This window comes from Variovorax sp. GW531-E2 (assembly GCF_059423125.1).
This window is the reverse complement of record NZ_JBWKXQ010000062.1, coordinates 21,393-42,377: the sequence shown is the minus strand read 5'-3', so window position 1 is coordinate 42,377 and position 20,985 is coordinate 21,393. Positions and strand designations below refer to the sequence as shown.

General features: G+C 69.8%; 17 protein-coding genes. 14 read left to right on the top strand and 3 right to left on the bottom strand.

What is annotated here, in order from left to right; all coding sequences use genetic code 11:
- Positions 1-52 precede the first annotated feature (52 nt).
- From AC07XP_RS26515 to AC07XP_RS26480, 8 genes are all read left to right on the top strand, one after another.
- Positions 53-1,039, top strand: a complete 987-nt coding sequence (locus AC07XP_RS26515; RefSeq protein ID WP_495266357.1) for a Bug family tripartite tricarboxylate transporter substrate binding protein — start codon at positions 53-55, stop codon at positions 1,037-1,039.
- Between the two features lie 7 nt (positions 1,040-1,046).
- Positions 1,047-2,621: a GMC family oxidoreductase gene (locus tag AC07XP_RS26510; RefSeq protein ID WP_495266356.1), complete on the top strand. Its 1,575-nt coding sequence runs from the start codon at positions 1,047-1,049 to the stop codon at positions 2,619-2,621.
- A gap of 110 nt (positions 2,622-2,731) precedes the next feature.
- On the top strand, positions 2,732-3,589 hold the full coding sequence (locus AC07XP_RS26505; RefSeq protein WP_062482136.1) for a 3',5'-nucleoside bisphosphate phosphatase: 858 nt from the start codon (positions 2,732-2,734) through the stop codon (positions 3,587-3,589).
- Positions 3,586-4,563, top strand: a complete 978-nt coding sequence (locus tag AC07XP_RS26500) for a DMT family transporter (protein ID WP_495266355.1) — start codon at positions 3,586-3,588, stop codon at positions 4,561-4,563. Before AC07XP_RS26505 ends, AC07XP_RS26500 begins: the two co-directional genes overlap by 4 nt.
- A gap of 16 nt (positions 4,564-4,579) precedes the next feature.
- Positions 4,580-5,215, top strand: coding sequence for an L-threonylcarbamoyladenylate synthase (locus AC07XP_RS26495; RefSeq protein WP_159278054.1), 636 nt, complete (start codon positions 4,580-4,582; stop codon positions 5,213-5,215).
- A 43-nt stretch (positions 5,216-5,258) separates the two neighbouring features.
- Positions 5,259-5,930 (top strand): site-2 protease family protein, encoded by a 672-nt coding sequence (locus tag AC07XP_RS26490; protein WP_062482125.1) that lies wholly within the window; start codon positions 5,259-5,261, stop codon positions 5,928-5,930.
- A 17-nt stretch (positions 5,931-5,947) separates the two neighbouring features.
- The gene (locus AC07XP_RS26485; protein WP_095744105.1) at positions 5,948-7,279 is read left to right on the top strand and encodes a tryptophan--tRNA ligase; all 1,332 of its coding nucleotides are present in this window, start codon (positions 5,948-5,950) and stop codon (positions 7,277-7,279) included.
- Between the two features lie 76 nt (positions 7,280-7,355).
- Complete coding sequence (locus tag AC07XP_RS26480) at positions 7,356-7,958, top strand: LuxR C-terminal-related transcriptional regulator (protein WP_056578680.1); 603 nt, start codon at positions 7,356-7,358, stop codon at positions 7,956-7,958.
- 76 nt (positions 7,959-8,034) lie between these two features.
- Here AC07XP_RS26480 and shkS read toward each other — a convergent pair whose 3' ends face one another.
- On the bottom strand, positions 8,035-9,450 hold the full coding sequence (shkS, locus tag AC07XP_RS26475) for a surface-behavior sensor histidine kinase ShkS (protein ID WP_070061585.1): 1,416 nt from the start codon (positions 9,448-9,450) through the stop codon (positions 8,035-8,037).
- A gap of 198 nt (positions 9,451-9,648) precedes the next feature.
- Here shkS and AC07XP_RS26470 point away from each other — a divergent pair, with 198 nt between their 5' ends.
- Positions 9,649-10,050 carry a phage holin family protein gene (locus tag AC07XP_RS26470; protein ID WP_062482043.1) on the top strand — a complete coding sequence of 134 codons (402 nt, stop codon included), beginning with the start codon at positions 9,649-9,651 and terminating at the stop codon, positions 10,048-10,050.
- A 101-nt stretch (positions 10,051-10,151) separates the two neighbouring features.
- Here the strand turns inward: AC07XP_RS26470 and AC07XP_RS26465 are convergent, their stop codons facing one another.
- Entirely contained in the window at positions 10,152-11,354 is a 1,203-nt protein-coding gene (locus AC07XP_RS26465; protein WP_495266354.1) for an MFS transporter, read from the bottom strand.
- 144 nt (positions 11,355-11,498) lie between these two features.
- Here AC07XP_RS26465 and AC07XP_RS26460 point away from each other — a divergent pair, with 144 nt between their 5' ends.
- A complete protein-coding gene (locus tag AC07XP_RS26460; RefSeq protein WP_495266353.1) occupies positions 11,499-12,440 on the top strand; it encodes a LysR family transcriptional regulator in 942 nt (313 codons plus the stop codon).
- On the opposite strand, the gene AC07XP_RS26455 is transcribed toward AC07XP_RS26460, so the two are convergent.
- Entirely contained in the window at positions 12,416-13,780 is a 1,365-nt protein-coding gene (locus tag AC07XP_RS26455) for an amidohydrolase (protein ID WP_095946653.1), read from the bottom strand. The genes AC07XP_RS26460 and AC07XP_RS26455 overlap by 25 nt on opposite strands.
- Before the next feature lie 182 nt (positions 13,781-13,962).
- Between AC07XP_RS26455 and AC07XP_RS26450 the strand changes: the two genes are divergently transcribed.
- From AC07XP_RS26450 to AC07XP_RS26435, 4 genes are all read left to right on the top strand, one after another.
- The gene (locus tag AC07XP_RS26450; RefSeq protein ID WP_495266352.1) at positions 13,963-14,913 is read left to right on the top strand and encodes a LysR substrate-binding domain-containing protein; all 951 of its coding nucleotides are present in this window, start codon (positions 13,963-13,965) and stop codon (positions 14,911-14,913) included.
- Positions 14,914-15,119: 206 nt separating this feature from the next.
- Positions 15,120-16,346: an efflux RND transporter periplasmic adaptor subunit gene (locus AC07XP_RS26445; protein ID WP_495266351.1), complete on the top strand. Its 1,227-nt coding sequence runs from the start codon at positions 15,120-15,122 to the stop codon at positions 16,344-16,346.
- Positions 16,347-16,355: 9 nt separating this feature from the next.
- The gene (locus tag AC07XP_RS26440) at positions 16,356-19,520 is read left to right on the top strand and encodes an efflux RND transporter permease subunit (RefSeq protein WP_495266350.1); all 3,165 of its coding nucleotides are present in this window, start codon (positions 16,356-16,358) and stop codon (positions 19,518-19,520) included.
- A complete protein-coding gene (locus AC07XP_RS26435; protein ID WP_495266349.1) occupies positions 19,520-20,977 on the top strand; it encodes an efflux transporter outer membrane subunit in 1,458 nt (485 codons plus the stop codon). Before AC07XP_RS26440 ends, AC07XP_RS26435 begins: the two co-directional genes overlap by 1 nt.
- Positions 20,978-20,985 lie beyond the last annotated feature (8 nt).

Below are 20,985 nucleotides of genomic sequence, written 5' to 3'. Positions count from 1 at the left end.
CCCCCGGCCTGCCCAGAATCCGCCCACCGCCCTGGCACCCCGGAGACCCGCGATGACCGAACCGACGAAGCGATCCCTTTGCGCCGCCCTCATGGCCGCCGCCCTGCTGGCCGGGCTGCTGCCCGCCGGCGCCGCGGCCCAGGCGTACCCGACCCGGCCCGTGCGCCTGATCGTGCCGTGGGCGCCCGGCACGCCGGCGGACGTGGCGGGCCGCGTGGTGGCCGAGCGCATGGCGGGCGGGCTGGGCCAGACCGTGTTCGTCGAGAACCGGCCGGGCGCGGCCGGCACCGTGGGCCTGGGCGAGGTGCTGCGCCAGCCGGCCGACGGCTACACGGTCTACATGCTGTCGTCGGCCTCGCTGGTGGCGCCGCTGCTGTTCCCCGGCCAGTCGCTCGACCTGCTCAAGAGCCTGGAGCCGGTCGGCATGACGGCCTGGAGCTACAACGTGCTGGTGGCGCCCGCCGCCTCGACGCTGGGCTCGCCGCGCGAGCTGGAGGCTGCGGCCAAGGCCCGGCCGGGCACGCTGAGCTTCGGCTCCGGCGGCAACGGCACGCCGGCGCACCTGGCCGGCGCGCTGTTCGCCCAGCAGACCGGCAGCCAGCTCACGCACGTGCCGTACAACCAGTTCCCGATGGCGGTGGGCGACCTGCTGGCTGGCCGCCTGGACACCATGTTCCTGACCGCGTCGGCGGCGCTGCCCCACATCCAGGCCGGCAAGCTGCGCGCGCTCGCGGTGACCGGTGCGCACCGCCTGCCGGCCCTGCCCGCCGTGCCCACGATGATCGAGCAGGGCTACGCCGGCTTCGAGCTGCGCTCCTTCGACGGCATGACGGTGCGCAGCGGCACGCCGCGCGAGATCGTCGAGCGGCTCAGCGACGCGCTCGCCAAGGCGCTGGCCGCGCCCGAGGTGCGCGAACGCCTGGCCACGCTGGCGCTCGAGCCGGAGCCGATGACGCCGGCGCGCTTTCGCACCGTGCTGGCGGCCGAGTCGGACAAGTGGCTGCGCCTGGGCCGCAACGCCAGCATCAAGGCCGACTGAGCGCGCGATGCAGGCAGACATCGTGATCGTCGGCGGCGGCTCGGCGGGCTGCGTGCTGGCCGCCCGCCTGAGCGAAGACCCCGCGCTGCAGGTGGTGCTGGTCGAGGCGGGGCGGCCCTCGCGCAACCCGTGGCTGCGCATTCCCATCGGCTACTTCAAGACCGTGGGCCACCCCCGGCACGACTGGCGCTTCGAAACCGACCCCGAGCCCGACATGGCGCGGCGCCGCCTGCCCTGGCCGCGCGGGCGGGGGCCGGGCGGCTCCAGCCTCATCAACGGCATGCTGTACCTGCGCGGCCATCGCGCCGACTACGACCAGTGGGCCGCCCTGGGCAACCCGGGCTGGGACTGGGACAGCGTGCGCCCCTACTTCGACCGGTCGCAGCCCGCGGCCGACGGGCCGCTGTGGGTGTCCGAACTGCCGCGCGATGCCCTGTCCGATGCCTTCATCGCCGCGGCGGCGCATGCCGGCATCGCGCCCACGGCCGACTTCAACGGCGGCGACAACAGCGGCGCCGGCTACTTCCGGATGACGACGCGCCACGGCCGGCGCATGGACACCGGGCGGGCCTTCCTGGCGCCGGCGCGGGGCCGGCCCAACCTGCGCGTGCTGTCGGGCGCGCAGGCGACCCGCGTGTGCTTCGAGGGGCGGCGCGCCGTCGGCGTGGACTGTGTGCGCGACGGCAAGGCCGAACGCGTCTCGGCGCGGCACGAGGTGATCCTGAGCGCCGGCGCCATCCAGTCGCCGCAGCTGCTGCAGCTCTCGGGCGTGGGGCCGGCCGGGTTGCTGGGCCGCCTGGGCCTGCCGGTGGTGGCGCCGCTCGAGGGCGTGGGTCGCAACCTGCAGGACCACCTGCAGGTGCGGCCCAGCTACCGCTGCCACGGCATCGAGACGCTCAACGACATCGCCCACAGCCGCTGGCGCAGCGCGCGCGAGTTCATGCGCTACCTGCTGACGCGCGGCGGCGCGCTCAACGGCGGCGTCTACCGCGCCGGCGCCTTCTTTGCGGCGGGCGACGACGCCGCGGGGTGGCCCGATGCGCAGATCCACTTCGGGCTGGTGAGCTTCGAACGGCCGCACCAGCCGCCGCATCCGTTCCCGGGCGTGACGCTGTCGGCCTGCCTGCTGCGCCCGCACAGCCGCGGCGAGATCATGCTGCGCTCGGCCGATCCGCTGGCGGCGCCGTCGATCCAGCCGCGCTACCTGTCGCACGAAGCCGACCGCGCGCTGGCCGTGCGGCTGGTGCGCAAGATGCGCGAGATTGCCGCCGCGCCGCCGCTGGCGCGCTACTTGGCGCAGGAGCACGAACCCGGGCCCGCGCTGGCCAGCGACGCGCAGCTGCTGGACTGGGTGCGCCGCCGCGCCGGCAGCATCTTCCACCCGGTGGGCACCTGCGCCATGGGCCCCGCCGACGACACCGCAGCGGTGGTCGATGCCCGCCTGCGGGTCCACGGACTGCAAGGGCTGCGCGTGGTGGACGGCTCGGTGATGCCGCGGCTGGTGTCGGGCAACACGAACGCGCCGATCATCATGATCGCCGAGCGCGCCGCCGACCTCGTCAGGCACGACCTGCGCGCCTGAGCGGCCAAGCGCCAAGCCGCTTGGGCGATGAGGTTAATGCTATTTATCTAGTAGCACCGCAAAGCATCCACACGCCGGTGTCGGCGGACGAGAGCGCCTAGAATCGGCCGGTGTCTTCTACTCTCAATGCCGATCTTCACTGCCACTCCGTGGTCTCCGACGGCACATTGACGCCCGAAGCGCTGGCCGCCCGCGCCGCCGCCAACGGGGTCGAGCTCTGGGCCCTCACCGACCACGACGAGGTCGGCGGCCAGCACCGCGCTGCCGCGGCCGCGCGCGAAAACGGCATGCGCTACCTCACCGGCACCGAGATCTCGGTGACCTTCGCGAACGAAACCGTGCACATCGTCGGCCTGGGCTTCGACCCCGACGACGCCGCCATGTCTCAGGGCCTGTACGACACGCGCGGCGGGCGCGGCAAGCGCGCGCAGGAAATGTCCGAGGGGCTGGCCAAGGTCGGCATCCACGGCGCCTACGAAGGCGCGCTCAAGTTCGTCGGCAACCCCGAGCTGATTTCGCGCACGCACTTCGCGCGCTTCCTGGTCGAACAGGGCCATTGCCGCGACACCCCCGAGGTGTTCCGCAAGTTCCTCACCGAAGGCAAGCCCGGCTACGTGCCGCACCGCTGGGCCTCGCTGAAGGACGCCGTGCACTGGATCACCGCCGCCAAGGGCATGGCCGTGATCGCGCATCCGGGCCGCTACAAGTTCACGGCCAACGAGGAGTACGCGCTGTTCCTCGAATTCAAGGCGCACGGCGGCCAGGCGATTGAAGTCGTCACGGGCAGCCACACGCCGGCCGAGTTCGTCGAGTACGCCGACAAAGCGCTCGAGTTCGATTTCGCCGCCTCGCGCGGCAGCGATTTCCACAGCCCCGACGAGAGCCACTGCGATCTCGGCAAGCTGCCACCGTTGCCCGGCAGCCTCACGCCGGTGTGGGAACTGCTCGGCCACCGCATCCAGCAGTGAGCCAGAGCCCCGGGCCCGGCATCGACAACGCGGCCAGCGCCGCGCTGGCCCAGGCACGCGCCGCAGCGCAGACCCGCCGCCGCACCGAATCCGAACGCATCCTGGCGGGCATCGGGCTGGTCATCCTGGCGGTGGCCTGCTTCGCCACGCTCGACACCGCCACCAAGTACTCGACGCTGGCCGTGCCGATCCTCATGGGCGTGTGGTTCCGCTATGCCTTCCAGGCCATCGCCACCACGCTGGTGCTGCTGCCGCTGCGCGGCACGGCCCTGCTGCGCACGCAGCACCCGCGCTACCAGGCGCTGCGCGGGGCGCTGCTGCTGGGCTCGAGCCTCTTTGCCTTTTTGAGCCTGCGCTACATGCCGTTGGCCGAGTTCACGTCGATCGTGCTGATCGCGCCGCTGGTGATCACGCTGCTGGCCGCCACCACGCTCAAGGAGCAGGTGTCGCCGCTGCGCTGGACGCTGGTGGCCGGCGGCTTCATCGGCACGCTGGTCATCCTGCGTCCGGGCGGCGGCAGCTTCAGCTGGGCCGTGCTGCTGCCGCTGGGGCTGGTGCTGACCAACGCCTGGTTCCAGGTGCTCACCAGCAAGCTCGCGCAGACCGAGAACCCGCTGACCATGCACTTCTACACGGGCTGGGTCGGGACGCTGCTGGCCTCGGTGGCCGTGCCCTTCGCCTGGACCGCCCTGCCCTCGTGGGAATGGTGGGCGCTGCTGTGCCTCATGGGTTTCATGGGCACGGTGGGCCACTTCATGCTGATCCTGGCTTATCAGCGCGCGCCGGCGTCCACCCTCACCCCGTACCTGTACGCGCAGATCGCCTTCGCGATGCTGGGCGGCTGGCTCATCTTTTCCCACGTGCCCGACCGCTTCTCGCTGATCGGCATGGCGATGATCGCCGTGTGCGGCGCCGCCGGTGCGTGGCTCACCGTGCGCGAGCGGCGCGTGCCGATCGAACCGGCGGAATCCTGATCAGGAGCAATTCACCATGGCCCAGTACTTCGAAGTCCACCCCGAGAACCCCCAGCAGCGCCTCTTGAAGCAGGCCGTGGCGCTGCTCGCGCGCGGCGAGGTCGTGGCGGTGCCCACCGACTCCAGCTACGCGCTGGCCTGCCACCTGGACGACAAGGACGCGGTCGACCAGCTGCGCCGCATCCGCCAGGTCGACGACAAGCACCACCTCACGCTGCTGTGCCGCGACCTGAGCGAGCTGGCCAACTACGCGCGCGTCGACAACAAGCAGTACCGCCTGCTCAAGGCCGCCACGCCCGGCCCCTACACCTTCCTGCTCGAAGCCACCAAGGAAGTGCCGCGCCGCGTGAGCCATCCGCAGCGCAAGACCATCGGCCTGCGCGTGCCCGACCACAAGGTGCTGCTGGAGCTGCTGGAACTGCACGGCGCACCGCTGCTGGCCACCACCCTCATCGCCCCCGGCGAGACCGAGGCGCTGAACGATGCGCAGGAAATCCGCGAGCGCTTCGAAAAGCAGATCGGCGCCGTCATCGACGCCGGCGCCTGCCCGTCGCAGCCGACCACCGTGGTCGACCTCACGCCCATGGGCTCGGGCGACGACCCGGTCGTGGTGCGCCAGGGCCGGGGTGCGCTCGCGGTGCTTGGCCTCTGACGAACGGCTCGGCCGCCTCTTTCCTCTCTGACACAATCGCGCAGTGGATATTTCCAATCTGATACAGACGGTTCTGATTTACGCACTGCCGGTGATCTTCGCGATCACCGTGCACGAAGCGGCGCATGGCTACGTGGCGCGCCACTTCGGGGACAACACCGCCGCCATGATGGGTCGCGTGACGCTCAACCCCATGAAGCACATCGACCCCATCGGGACCATCCTGATGCCGTTGATGCTGTACTTCGCGACCTCGGGCGCCTTCTTGTTCGGCTATGCCAAGCCGGTGCCGGTCAACTTCAACCGCCTGCGCCATCCCAAGCGCGACATGGTGTGGGTCGCGCTCGCGGGCCCGGCCTCCAACTTCATCCAGGCCATCCTGTGGGCCGTGCTGCTCATCGTGATCGTCGCGGCCGGCGTCAGTGAAACCTTTTTCATCAAGATGTGCCAGGGCGGCGTGCTGGTCAACCTCGTGATGTGGGCCTTCAACCTGTTCCCGCTGCCCCCGCTCGACGGCGGCCGCGTGCTGGCCGGCCTGCTGCCCAGCGGCCCGGCGCAGAATTTCCTGGCGCGCATCGAGCCCTACGGTTTCTTCATCGTGATGGCGCTGGTGCTCGCCGGCATCGTCAGCAACTACTGGCTGCGCCCGCTGATGGATGCCGGCTACTTCGTGGTCAACCTGCTCATCACGCCGCTCAAGGCAATGCTGCTCTAAGTTTCTCCTTCCGTCCCATGGCTTCGTCTTCTCCAGCTCCCCTGCGCGTCCTGACCGGCATCACGCCGTCGGGTACGCCCCACCTCGGCAACTACGTCGGCTCCATCCGCCACTCGGTGCGCCAGAGCGTCGCGGCCGGCGTCGAGAGCTACTTCTTCCTGGCCGACTACCACGCGCTCATCAAGGTGCAGGAGCCGGCGCTCATCCAGCGCTCCACGCTCGAAATTGCCGCCAGCTGGCTGGCCTGCGGGCTCGACCCCGAACGCGTCACCTTCTATCGCCAGTCGGACATCGCCGAGATCACCGAGCTCACCTGGTTCCTGACCTGCGTCACCGGCAAGGGCGTGCTCAACCGCGCCCATGCCTACAAGGCCCAGCTCGACAAGAACATCGCCAAGGGCGAAGAGCCCGATGCCGACGTCACGGCCGGCCTGTTCATGTACCCCGTGCTGATGGGCGCCGACATCCTGATGTTCAACGCCCACAAGGTGCCCGTGGGCCGCGACCAGGTGCAGCACATCGAGATGGCGCGCGACATGGCGCAGCGCTTCAACCACCAGTACGGCGAGCACTTCACGCTGCCCGACGCCGAGATCGACGATGCGGTCGCCACCTTGCCCGGCCTCGATGGCCGCAAGATGAGCAAGAGCTACAACAACACGATCCCGCTGTTCGCGCCGCGCGCGCAGCTGCAAAAGCAGATCGCCAGCATCGTCACCGACTCGCGCGCGCCCGGCGAGCCCAAGGACACCGAGGGCTCGGCCCTGTTCCAGATCTACCAGGCCTTCGCCAGCGCCGAAGAAACCGAAGCGCTGCGCAAGGCGTACGCCGACGGCATCGCCTGGGGCGACGCCAAGCAGGTGCTGTTCGAGCGCATCGACCGCGAGGTGGCGCCGCTGCGCGCGCGCTACGAAGCGCTCATGAACGACCCGGCCGAGATCGAACGCATCCTGCTGCTGGGCGCCGAGAAGGCGCGCAAGCTGTCGCGCCCCTTCATGACCTCGCTGCGCCACGCGGTCGGCCTGCGCAACCTTGCGGCAGGCCGCGACGGCGCCGGTGCCAAGGCCGCCAAGGTGGCAAAGCCCAGCTTCAAGCAATACCGCGAGAAGGCCGACGGCCTTTTCTATTTCAAGCTGCTCGATGCGCGCGGCGAAACCCTTTTGCAAAGCCGTGGATTCGCGTCGCCGCAGGAAGCGGGCCGTACCATCGCCGACTTGCAGGCGCAACGCGGCGCGGCGCTCACGGCACTGGCCGCGCAGCTCGAACCGGTCGACGCGCAACAGGCTCGCGCCGCCACCGAGGCGCTGGAGGCACTGGCGGAGGCAACGTCCACCACCCAGGGACATTGATCCGGCAACAACCCGCGGGCCATCCGCCGGCGGGTGTGACAAGAGAGAAGACGGTGCGATCACAAAGGAAGAAAACATGAGCATTTATGTCATCGACGACCACCCCCTGATGCGCGACGCGATCGTGATGGTCCTGCGTCGCCTGCGCCCCGCCGAGAACATCGTCGAGCTCGAGCGGCTCGACAAGCTCGCCAGTTCGGTCCAGCAGCGTGGCGCGCCCACTCTCTTCTGCCTGGACCTGAAGCTGCCGGACACCAATGGCGTCTCGGGCGTGATCGCGGTCAAGCAGGTCTATCCGAACGTGCCGATCGCCGTGTACTCGGCAGCCCCGGCCGCCGACATGGAAGACGCCTGCATCGAGGCTGGCGCTGATACCTACATCGAGAAGTCGGCCAGCTCCAACGAGCTGGCAGCCGCCCTGCGCGGCCTGCTGATGGCCGGGTCGGAAGACGACACCGAGGAGATGCCGGCCGCTAACAGCGGCAAGCTCTCCAAGCGCCAGACCCAGCTGATCGCCATGCTCGACAAGGGCATGAGCAACCGCGACATCGCGACCGACCTGGAGATCAGCGAACACACGGTGAAGGTGCACCTGTGGCGCCTGTTCCGCCGTCTGGGCGTGAAGAGCCGTACGCAGGCCCTTCACTATGCACGGACGAATGGATTGCTGTCGGGCTGAGCCCGCGAAGCTGCTGGCTTGATCAGGAACCGCGCCTCGTGCGCGGTTTTTTTATGGCCGGGGCAACAACCGTCGCTCAGCCGCCCGACGCACTCACCCGCGCCTGCGCCACCGCCTCGTCGGCGTCGTGCAGCGCCACGCGGAACACGCTGCCGCTGCCCAGGCGCGAACGCACGCTGACCGGGTGCCCAAGCACGTGCGACAGCCGTGCGACGATGGCCAGGCCGAGGCCGAAGCCGTCGGAGGTGCCGGCGTGGTCGGCGACCTTGTAGAACTCCAGGAACACGTCGCGCAGGTGCTCGGGCGCGATGCCGATGCCGGTGTCCCACACCTCCACGCGCATGCCCTCGCGGGTCTGGCGCGCGGCCAGCAGCACGCCGCCTTCGGTCGTGTACTTGATGGCATTGGCCAGCAGGTTGCCGATCATGCGGCGCACGCGGATCGGGTCGGTGAGGAACGAGCCCTCGGTCACGTGCACCCGGAAGTCCAGGCCCCGGCTCTCGGCCACGGGGCGGTACTGCAGCTCGAGGTCATGCAGCAGCTCGGCCACGTCGACGCGCTCGATGTGCAGGCGCACCTGGCCCGCGTCGATGCGCGCCAGGTCGAACATGGAGTCGAACAGCGCATTCACCGCGTGGGTGGCGCGCACGATCTTCGGGGCCAGTTCGAGCACCAGCTCGGGCTCGTTGCGCAGCCAGTCGGCGTACAGCGACAGCGCCAGCACGGGCTGGCGCATGTCGTGCGCGGCGCTGGCCAGGAAGCGGTTCTTCATGGCCACGGCCGACACCGCCGCCTGCCGCTGCTGCGTGAGCGACTTGATCAGGATGTGGTTGTGGAACAGCAGCTCCAGGCTGTTGCGCGCGGTCTCATGGATGTTGCGGCCGGCGCGCAGCAGCAGGAACCAGTGCAGCGCCGGCAGCAGCGGCATGAGGTAGCCGTACTGGAAATGCGGGTGCTGCATGGTGACGGCCACGAGGCGCACCAGCACCGCGCCCAGCATGGTGATGAACAGCGTGTTGACGTAGCGCTTGAGCAGCGGCGGGTGCAGCGCCAGCCCGTTGAGCGGGAAGGTGCCCACGCCGGCCACGATGAGCCAGCTCATGAACTGGTTGACCTGCGGCGTGCGCTCGAAGAACAGCAGCACCGAGCAGCCCCAGACCACCGCGCTCGTGCTCCACACGAAGCCGTAGCGGTCGGTGAACTGCTGCTGTGCGACCGCGCTGCGCCCCGCATAGCGCACGGCGTACACGCGCGCGCCCCAGGCCCGGCAGGCGGTGGCGATGATGCCGGCGGCCAGCCAGGTCAGCAGCTCCCAGCGGGGCACGTGGCCCCAGCTCAGGCCGACCATGGCGGGCATGAGCGCCGCCGAGACGAGGTAGGAGCCGCGCGCCGAGCGCATCAGGCTGCGGATGAGTTCCCCGCGCACCCACGACTCGGCCTCGTCGGCCGACGCCGGAGCGGGTGTCACGCTTGCGATCGACGCATTCGCCATGGATGCATGACCGTGGTGGATTCGGCCAAACCAGAGAAAGATGGAGACAGGCGCCTGCGCAGGCGCCGGAAGTTCGCGATCTTAACGGCCTGTCGGCCATGGTTTCGGGAAGTAACCGCAGAAAATCCGCCCGCCCCGCGCAGCGGTCCGTCGCGACGCCCCGTTTACCATGCGGGCTGCCGACACACACCGCATGCCATGCTGAACAACATCACCCCTTTCCTCGTCCACTGGGCCATCACCGGCATCTCGCTGTGGGTCGCCAGCCATCTCTTCAAGGGACTCAAGTTCGACAGCACCTCGGCGCTGATCGTGTCGGCGCTGCTGCTCGGGCTGGCCAACGCCATCGTCAAGCCGCTGCTGATCTTCCTGACGCTGCCGCTGACGCTGCTGACCTTCGGCCTGTTCCTGCTGGTCATCAACGCGCTGATGATCCTGCTGGTGGCGGCGCTGGTGAAGGGCTTCAAGGTGTCGGGCTTCTGGACCGCGCTGTTCGCGAGCATCTTCGTCTCGCTGCTGAGCATCGTCATCGGCTCGTTCGTGACGGGCGGCGACCCGGCCGAGCAGATCCAGATGCCGCAGGGCGGCAACTGGCTCTGAGCGAGCCCCCGCCGGCGGAGACGGTGATGATCCCGTTCCACATCGAGCAGCGCGAAAGCGCCTGAGGCGGTTGCGCGCGAAATGCCGCGCGCTCTTCGGAATCAGTGCGACGACCGGTGTGGCTTCGCGGGAAACCCGTGCGCACGCGATGTCCAGGCAATCAAAAGGCCGGGAAGCAGCAGCACCAGCAGTGCCCATGGAAAAGCGCCGACGCCCGATGTCTCCAGCAGCACGCCACCGACGATGCCGCCGCCCGCGATGGCGATGTTCCACACCGTCACGAGAATGGATTGCGCCACGTCCGCGCCGGGGCCGGCTGCTTCGGCCGACGCGGTCTGCAGCAAGGCCCCGGAGCCGCCGAAGGTCAGCCCCCACGCGGCCACCGCGACATAGACCACCACCGGTTGCGTGCCGGCGACGCCCAGGGCCAGCGACGCCAGCGCAAAGCCCGCGAGGGCGAGCAGCACCAGCGAGCGCAGCATGCGGTCGATGAGCAGCCCGCTGATCCAGATGCCGGCCAGCGATGCCACGCCGAAGACCAGCAGCACCGCATCGACCCGATCGGACAGGCCGGCCGGCGCCAGGAACGGCATCACGTAGGTGTAGAGAATGCTGTGCGCCAGCACCCACAGCGCAAGCACCGCCAGCACCGGTCGCACGCCGGGCGTGACGAAGACCCGGCGCACCGGCGCGCGCTTTTCGGCCGCCTGCCCCGGATAGTCGGGCACCTGCAGGAAGACCCAGGCCATCACCGCCAGCGTGAGCAGCGACATGCCGCCGAACGCGGTGCGCCAGCCCAGCGTGGCGCCCATCAACGTCCCCAGCGGGACGCCCAGCGACAACGCCAGCGGTGCGCCCAGCCCGGCCACTGCCAGCGCGCGCCCCTTGAGGTGCTCGGGCACCATGCGCCGCGCATAGCCCGCCAGCATCCCCCAGATCAGGCCGCCCGCCATGCCGGCCATGAAACGCGCAACCAGCGCGACTGGATAGCTCGACGTCAGCGCCGTGAGCGTGTTGAAGGCCAGCACGGCGACCAGCGCCGCGATCAGCAACGGTCGGCGCCGCCAGCCCAGCGTCGCCGCCGTCAGCGGGATGGCCGCAACCAGCGAGCCGATGGCATAGAGGGTCACGAACTGGCCCGCGAGCGCTTCCGACACGCCCAGGTCCTGGCTGATGCGCAAGAGCATGCCGGCCGGCATCGTTTCCGTCAGCAGTGCCAGGAAGCCGGTCATCGACAGGGCCAGCAAGGCGGCCACGGGCAGTCGTTCAGTGCGCTCGCCCCCGGTGGCGGTTGTGGTGGTCATTCAGTTGTTTTCCATCGTCTGTGCCCGCGTTGGCCGGGTGGCCCGCGTTGGCGTTCACCGCAGTGTGGGCGGGAATGCATCAATGAAAAATGGGCTAAAGTTTCAAATACATATGACTCTCCAGTCATCAATCAAAGTCGCTCCATGGAAAACCTGGGTTCGCTGAACGTCTTCGTTCGCGCCGGCGAAACGCGCAGCTTCACCGCCGCGGGGCAGCAGCTGGGCATCTCGGCCTCGGCCGTCAGCAAGGCCATCGTGCGGCTCGAAGAACGGCTGGGCGTGCGGCTGTTCCATCGCTCCACGCGCACCGTCCACCTGACGCCGGAAGGCGCGCTGTTCCTGGAGCGCTGCCGGCGCATCCTCTGCGAGGTGGAATCGGCCGAAGCGGAACTGCTACAGACACAGAGCGCACCTCGCGGCAAGCTGCGCATCAGCCTGCCGTCGGTGGGCACGCTGTTCATGCCCAAGCTGGCGGCGTTCAAGCGGCTCTACCCCGACATCGAACTGGACATCGACTACGCCGACCGGCTGGTGGACGTCATCGAGGAAGGCTTCGACGCGGTCATCCGCACCGGCGAGCCCAGCGATTCACGGTTGATGGCGCGCCGCATCGGCTCCTGCCGCAAGGTGATCGTCGGTGCGCCGGCCTACTTTCGCCGGGCCGGCGTGCCGCGCGAACCGCAAGACCTGGCAAGCCACGCCTGCCTGCTCTATCGCTTTCCCAGCACCGGCAAGCTGGACGTGTGGCCGTTGGGCCTGGCGGCCGGCGCGCCCGCCATCGACCTGCCGGCCAGCATGGTGACCAACACGCTCGATCCGCAGGTCTGCTTTGCCGAGCAGGGGCTGGGCATTGCCTGCGTGCCGGAGATCGCCGTGCGCCCGCAACTGGAACAGGGCCGCCTGGTCACGGTGCTGGACGACTACAACCGCGAACACATGATCTTCCACGTGCTGTGGCCGTCGAGCCGGCAGCTGTCGCCCAGGATCCGTGTGTTCGTGGACTTCATCGCGCAGCACCTGTTTCCGCTTTCGGATGCGCTGGAGCAGCCGATTCGCTCAGGTCAGCGCTGCGCGCCCGCCATGTAGTCCACCGTGAGCTGCGTCAGCGTGCGCACGCCCACCAGCAGGCTGGCCTCGTCGACGAAGAAGCGCGGCGAGTGGTTGGGCTCGGCCTTGTTCGCGTCGCGGCCGGGCGGCGTGGCGCCGATCATCACGAACAGGCCGGGCGCCTTCTGCGCGAAGAACGAGAAGTCTTCGCCGCCCGTGCCCTTGGGGATCACGATCGGCGTGGCGCCGGGCACGCGCTGCAGGCTGGGCACCATCTTCGCGGTCAGGGCCGGGTCGTTCACGGTGGGGGCGTAGCCATCGGCCTCGACGCGGACCTCGGCCGTGCCGCCGCCGCTTTGCGCGATGTGCGAGGCGGTCTCGCCCATGCGCTTGATGATGAACTGGCGCATCTCGTCGTCGTAGGTGCGCAGCGTGCCGCTCATCTCCACCGAGTCGGGAATGATGTTGTAGCGCGTGCCCGCGTTGAAGGTGCCCACGCTGAGCACCGAGGGCTCCTTGGTCACGTTGACCTGGCGGCTCGCGATGGTCTGGAAGCCCAGCACGATCTGCGAGCCCAGCACGATCGGGTCGACCCCGCTCCAGGGCTGCGAGCCGTGCGTCTGGCGGCCCTTCACGCTGACCTTGAAGGTGTCCGAGCTCGCGGTGATGGGGCCGCTCTTGTAGCCGATCTGCCCGGTGTTCAGCGCCGAGACCAGGTGCAGGCCGAACACCGCGTCGGGCTTGGGCGCGTCGAAGGCGCCTTCGGCCAGCATGCGGCGCGCGCCGCCGATCTCGGCATTGGGCAGCTTCTCTTCGGCCGGCTGGAAGATCAGCTTCACGGTGCCGGGCAGCTGCGCCTTCATCGAGGCCAGCACCTCGGCCACGCCCATGAGGATCGCCACGTGGCCGTCGTGCCCGCAGGCGTGCATGACGTCGACCGTCGCAAAGCCCCACTGGGCGCGCGCCTTGGAAGCAAAGGGCACGTCGACCTGTTCCTTCACGGGCAGCGCGTCCATGTCGGCGCGCAGCGCCACCACCGGGCCGGGCTTGCCGCCGCGCAGCGTGGCGACCACGCCGGTCACGGCCACGCCTTCGCGCACCTCGTAGCCCAGCGCCTTCAGGTGGGCCGCGACCAGCGCGGCGGTGCGCTTTTCCTGGTTGCCCAGCTCGGGGTGCTGGTGGATGTCGCGGCGCCAGTCGATCACCTTCTGCTCGATGGCCTTGGAACGCTCGGCGATCAGCGGGTACAGCGGCACGGCGGCGGCCGGTGCGGGCGGCGTGGCCGCAGCAGGCGCCTCCTGCGCCGAGGCGCACAGGGACGAGACGGCAAGGACGATGGGCAGGCACAGGCGCGCGGCCGGACGGAATCGGTGGGACATGGTGATGTGTTGTGAGAAAAGCAAGAAAGGGAAGGACCCGCCGGGCGGGAGCCCTTCGTCCGCACGGCCCCCTCGGGCCGGCAGCCGATGCGCCCTTGTCTGCCGCCCGACCCCGTGAGCGTAGGAAGGCCATCGATTGGCGTCCAATCGCTTTTGCATCGACTGATAATGATTGCCTATCGATGGCCGCCGACACGCCCACACCCTCTTCCGTGCTGCACGAGCGGCTGCTCGCGCGCCTGCGCCTGCGCCACCTGAAGCTCATCGACGCGCTGGCCGCGCACTCGCACCTGCGCCGCGCGGCCGAGGCGATCCACATCAGCCAGCCGGCGGCCACGCAGATGCTGCAGGAGGTCGAGGGCCTGCTCGACACGCCGCTGTTCGAGCGCCACGCGCGCGGCATGCGCATCACCGAGGCCGGGCGCCTGCTGGCGCTGCACGCGCGCATGGTGATCGACGCCATGCGGGTGGCCAGCGACGGCCTCGCGGCGCTGGCCGCGCAGGAGACGCGCGCGCTGCGCATCGGCGCCATCGAGGCGGCCATCGCCAGCGTGCTGCAGCCCGCGCTGAACCTGCTGCATGCCCAACACCCCAAGCTGCGCCTGTTCATCGAGGAAGGCAACATCGAGCGGCTCACGATCGGCCTGCGCGCGGGCGCCTTCGACGCCGTGCTGCTGCGCCAGCCGGCGCGCGTGCCCGACGCCCACCGCTTCGTGCCGCTGCGCAGCGACGAGGTGGTGGTCATCGCCGGCATCGGCCACCCGGCCGTGCAGCGCAAGCGCCTGCGGCTGCGCGACCTCGCCGATTCGCGCTGGGTGCTGCCGCCCGCGCACTTCGCGGTGCGCCAGGTGATGGAGGCCGCCTGGGCCGCCGAACGGATCGTGCCGCGCCCGCATGCCATCCAGGTGCTCACGCCGCAGCTGGTGCGTGCCCTGCTCTCGCAGCCCGACGTGGTGGTGCCGGTGCCGCGTACCGTGCTCGACCAGCTCGACCGCGCGGCCGTGGCCGAGCTGCCGCTGCGCATGAATGCGCCCATCGCGCCGCTGGGCATCCTCTACCGCACCGACAACGAGGTCGGCCCGCTGCCGCTGCTGGTCGATTTCCTGGTCGCGCAGGCGAAGAAGAAGCCATAGAGAGCGCTTCAGGCGGGTTTTTCATGCGGGCAATGCCCCGCTTCACACCCGCTTAACTGTGGGGCCGCACACTCGACGCCACCCGCCAGTCCCCTCGGGACATGGCACGGTTTCCGCTCTGTAAAGTTCGCCGCCCTCGCGCCGCGGCATTGAACTCGACGGCGCGAGCCCGCTCCATCTTTGGCTTTCGTTACTTCTGCCTGTCCATGCCCGTCCACTTTGCCTCCCGCTCCGCCCCGCTCCTCACGGCCCTGTGCATCGCCGCCGCCCTCGCGGGGTGCTCGCGCACCAATGTGGAGGCCCCCGGCGCGGCCAAGGCGGCCAACGCCCCGGCAAAAGAAGTCGGCATCGTCACGCTCAAGTCCGAGGTGCTGGCCCTGAGCACCGAGCTGCCCGGGCGCACCGCGGCCCCGGTGATCGCCGAGATCCGCCCGCAGGTCGGCGGCATCCTCAAGGAGCGGCTCTTCACCGAAGGCTCGCAGGTCAAGGCCGGCCAGGTGCTCTACCAGCTCGACCCCGCCTCGCTGCAGGCCGCCCATGCCAGCGCGCAGGCCAGCGTGCGCAAGGCCGAGTCGGCACTGGCCACGGCCCGCACCGTGGCCAAGCGCAATGCCGAGCTGGTGAAGATCGACGCCATCAGCCGCCAGGTGTTCGACGAGACCCAGGCCGCCGAGCAGCAGGCCGAGGCCGACCTCGGTGTGGCCCGGGCCGCCGAGCAGACCGCGCGCATCCAGCTGGGCTACACGCGCATCACCTCGCCGATCACCGGCTGGGCCGAGCTGTCCACGGTCACGCCGGGCGCGCTGGTCACAGCCAACCAGGCGGCGGCCATGACCACCGTGCAGCAGCTCGACCCGATCCACGTGCACGTCACGCAGTCCAGCAGCGAGCTGCTGCGTCTGAAGCGCGAGCTGGCCAGCGGCCGGCTGCAGCGCGCCAGCGAGGCCGAGGCGCGCATCCAGCTGCTGCTGGAAGACGGCAGCCCCTACCCGCACGCGGGCCGCCTCACCTTCAGCGGCGTGACGGTCGATGCCGGCACCGGCAGCGTCACGCTGCGCGCCGTGGTGCCCAACCCCGACAAGCTGCTGATGCCCGGCATGTACGTGCGCGCCGTGCTGCAGGAAGGCGTGAACGACGCCGCGCTGCTGGTGCCGCAGCAGGCCGTCACGCGCGCGCCCGACGGCAGCGCCTCCACGCTGGTGATCGATGCCGAGGACAAGGTCCAGAAGCGGCCCATCCGCATCGGCCGTGCCATCGGCACGCGCTGGCAGGTGATCGACGGCCTGGCCGCGGGCGACCGCGTGCTCATGGAAGGCTCGCAGCGCGTGAAGGTGGGCGACAAGGTGCGCACGGTCGACCTGGGCGCCAGCCCGGCGGGTGCCGCCGTGGCGAGCGCCACGCCCGACGCTGCTTCCACCACCCTCGCACGCTGAGGCCGACCCATGGCCCAGTTCTTCATCGACCGCCCCATCTTCGCGTGGGTGCTTTCCATCGTCGTCATGCTCGCCGGCCTGATGGCCATCCGCACGCTGCCTCTCGAGCAGTACCCCGACATCGCGCCGCCGCGCGTGTCCATCAACGCCACCTACACCGGCGCCTCGGCCAAGACGGTCGAAGACTCCGTCACCCAGGTCATCGAGCAGCAGATGAAGGGGCTGGACAACCTGCTGTACATGCAGTCGACCAGCAACTCCTCGGGCGTGGCGCGCCTGTCGCTCACCTTCAACGCGGGCACCAACATCGACGTGGCGCAGATGCAGGTGCAGAACAAGCTGCAGCAGGCCATGTCGCGCCTGCCGCAGCAGGTGCAAAGCCGCGGCGTCACCGTCACCAAGGGCGGCAACGACTTCCTGCTGATCGTCTCGATGTTCTCCGGCGACGGCAGCGCCTCGGCGGTGGACGTGGGCGACTACATCAGCAGCAACCTGGTCGACGTCATCAGCCGCGTCGACGGCGTGGGCGAGGTGCAGACACTGGGCACCGGCTACGCCATGCGCCTGTGGCTGGACCCCGACAAGCTGCGCAAGTACGCGCTCATGCCCTCCGACGTGGGCAACGCCATCACCGCGCAGAACGCGCAGGTCTCGGCCGGACAGCTCGGCGCGCTGCCGGCCGGTGCGCAGCAGCAGCTCAACGCCACCATCACGGCGCGCAGCAAGCTGAAGACGGTCGAGGAGTTCGAGAACGTGGTGCTGCGCGCCACGCCCGACGGCGCCGTGGTGCGCCTGCGCGACGTGGCGCGTGTCGAGCTGGGCGCCGAGAACCTCACGGTGCGCTCGGTGCTGGGTGGGCGCCCGGGCGCCGGCATGGGCATCGTGCTGGCCGACGGCGCCAACGCGGTGCAGGTGGCCGAGGCCGTGAAGGCCAAGGTGGCCGAGCTGCAGCCGCTCTTTCCGAACCAGATGCAGACCTTCGTGAGCTACGACACCACGCCCTTCGTGAGCGCGTCGATCGACGAGGTGGTGAAGGCGCTGGCCGAGGCCATGGTGCTGGTCGTGCTGGTGATGTACATCTTTCTGCAGAACTTCCGCGCCACGCTGATCCCGGCCATTGCCGTGCCGGTGGTACTGCTGGGCACCTTCGGCGTGCTCTCCGTGGCGGGCTACTCGATCAACACGCTCACCATGTTCGGCATGGTGCTGGCCATCGGCCTTTTGGTGGACGACGCCATCGTGGTGGTGGAGAACGTCGAGCGCGTGATGCACGAAGAGGGCCTGTCGCCCAAGGAGGCCACGCGCAAGTCGATGGCCGAGATCACGCCCGCGCTCGTGGGCATCGCGCTGGTGCTGTCGGCCGTGTTCATCCCGATGGCCTTCTTCGGCGGCTCGACCGGCGTGATCTACCGCCAGTTCTCGATCACCATCGTCTCGGCCATGGCGCTGTCGGTGTTCGTGGCGCTCACGCTCACGCCGGCGCTGTGCGCCACGCTGCTCAAGCCTGTGGCCAAGGGCGGCCACGCGGCCCCGCGCAAGGGCGTGCTGGGCGCGGTCGACCGCTTCTTCGCGGGCTTCAACCGCCGCTTCGATCAGGGCGCCGACCGCTACCAGGGCATCGTCGGCGGCATCGTGCGGCGCGGCAAGCGCAGCCTCGTGGTGTACCTGCTGATCGCGGCCGTGATGGCGCTGCTGTTCATGCGCCTGCCCACCTCCTTCCTGCCCGATGAAGACCAGGCCTTCCTGCAGGTGCAGGTGACGCTGCCGCCGGGCGCGTCCGACGCGCGCCTGCAGCCGGTGGTCACGCAGATGCAGGACTACTTCACGAAGCAACCCGAGGTGGTGAGCGTGAACGTCATCACCGGGCAGAACGGCGACCAGAGTTCGGCGCGCGCCTTCGTGAAGCTGAAAGACTGGGCCGAGCGCGAAGGCGCCGGCCAGTCGGCCGCCGAACTCGCGCGGCGCGCCAACAAGGAACTCTCGACCATCCGCGACGCGCGCATCTTCGTGCTGCTGCCGCCGGCGGTGCGCGGGCTCGGCGCCAACGCGGGCTTCAACTTCCACCTGAAGGACATCAACGGCCTCGGCCACGACGCGCTGGTGAAGGCGCGCGACCAGCTCATCGACCTGCTCTCCAAGCGCCCCGAGGTGGCGAACGTGCGCAGCAACAACCTGGACGACACGCCGCAGTTCGCGGTGGACATCGACGACGCGCGCGCCGGCGCGGCCAGCCTGGCCACGTCCGACATCGACAGCACCTTGTCGAGCGCGATGGGCGGCACCTACATCAACGACTTCCTGGACAACGGTCGCGTCAAGCGCGTGTACATGCAGGGCGACACGGCCTTTCGCATGCTGCCCACCGACATCGACCGCTGGAGCGTGCGCAACAGCCTGGGCCAGATGGTGCCGTTCCCGGCCTTCTCCAGCTCGCGCTGGACGTACGGCTCGCCGCAGCTGCAGCGCTACAACGGCAGCCCCAGCTATGAGTTCGTCGGCGATGCCGCGCCCGGCGTGAGCTCGGGCGACGCCATGGCCGCCGTCGACGAAGTCATGAAGCAGATGCCCGCCGGCATCGGCTACGAATGGACCGGTGCCTCGTTCCAGGAGCGCCTGTCGGGCGCACAGGCGCCGCTGCTCTACGCCATCTCGATCCTGTTCGTGTTCCTGTGCCTCGCGGCCCTGTACGAAAGCTGGTCGGTGCCGTTCTCGGTGATCCTCGTGGTGCCGCTGGGCATCGTCGGCGCACTGCTGTTCACCAGCCTGCGCGGGCTGAGCAACGACGTGTACTTCCAGGTCGGCCTGCTGACCACGGTGGGGCTATCGTCGAAGAACGCGATCCTGATCGTCGAGTTCGCCAAGCAGCTGCAGGAGCAGGGCAAGGGCGTGATCGAGGCCACGCTGGAGGCCGTGCGGCTGCGGCTGCGGCCCATCCTCATGACCTCGCTGGCCTTCGGCTTCGGCGTGCTGCCGCTGGCCATCGGCACGGGTGCGGGCGCAGGTGGCCGCCAGTCGATCGGCACCGCGGTGCTGGGCGGCATGGTGGTCGGCACGGCGCTGGGCATCTTCTTCGTGCCGCTGTTCTTCGCGATGATCCGCGGCTGGCTGGAAGGCCGCCGCAAGCCGGCCGACACGCCGCCGGATGCCTTGCCGGCAGAGCACGGAGCCCAGTGATGAAGCGCACCACCCTGCCCCGCCTTCCCCTGCGCGCACTGGCCTGCGCCGCCCTGGCCTCGGCCGTGCTCGCGGGCTGCGTCAACCTCGCGCCCGCGTACGAAACGCCGGCCTCGCCGGTGCCCTCGGCCCTGCCCTCGGCTGGCGTCGCCACGGCCACGCCGCTGGACATCGGCTGGCGCGACTTCTTCGTCGACAAGCAGCTGCAGGGCGTGATCGAACTCGCGCTCGCCAACAACCGCGACCTGCGCGTGGCAGCGCTCAACATCGAGCGTGCGCGCGCACAGTACGGCATCGCGCGGGCCGACCTGTTCCCCACCGTCAACGCGGGCGCCGCCGGCACGCGCTCGCGCACGCCGGGCAGCCTGTCGACCAGCGGCGAATCGCGCATCACCTCGCAGTACAGCGCCAACCTCAGCATGACGGCCTACGAGCTCGACCTGTTCGGGCGCGTGCGCAACCTCGGCGAATCGGCGCTGCAGGGCTACTTCCAGACCGAGGAGACGCAGCGCAGCACGCAGATCAGCCTCGTGGCTTCCGTCGCCACGGCGTGGCTGCAGCTGGCCGCCGACGAGCAGCGCCTGCAGCTCGCGCGCGGCACGCTCGAGAGCCAGCGCAAGTCCTTCGAGCTGGTGCAGCGCAGCCATGCGCTCGGCGCGCAGTCGGGCCTGGCGCTGGCGCAGGCGCAGAGCACCGTCGATGCCGCGCGCGCCGACGCCGCGGCCTTCGACAGCCAGGTCGAACAGGACCGCAATGCGCTGGCGCTGCTGGTCGGCGCCACGCCGCCGCCCGAACTGCTGCCGACCGCCGCCACGACCGCCGACGTCGCGCAGCTGCTCGTGCCGCCGGCCGGCCTGTCGTCGAACGTACTGCAGCAGCGGCCCGACGTGCGCGCCGCCGAGCACGCGCTGCGCGCGAGCAACGCCGACATCGGCGCGGCGCGCGCGGCATTCTTCCCGCGCATCGCGCTCACCGCCTCGGCCGGCACCGCGAGCAGCACGCTCTCGGGCCTGTTCGCGAGCGGCAGCAAGGCCTGGAGCTTCGCGCCATCGATCAGCGTGCCGATCTTCGACGGCGGCGCCAACCGCGCCAACCTGCAGGTGGCGCAGGCGCAGCAGAAGATCCAGATCGCCACCTACGAGAAGGCCGTGCAGACCGCCTTCCGCGAAGTCGCCGACGCCCTGGCCGAACGCCGCACGCTGGCCGAGCGCCTGGACGCACAGCGCTCGCTGCGCGCCGCGACCTCGCGCAGCTTCGAGCTCTCGCAGTCGCTCTTCAAGAGCGGCGCCGCCAACTACCTCGACGTGCTGGACGCGCAGCGCAGCGACTATGCGGCGCAGCAGACGCTGATCGGTTTGCAGCTCACGGAGCAGACGAACCGGCTGGCGATCTACAAAGCGTTGGGGGGCGGGTGGAGCGAGGCGTCCGGCACGCAGCAGCCTGCGCAAGGCGACTGACGCACCAC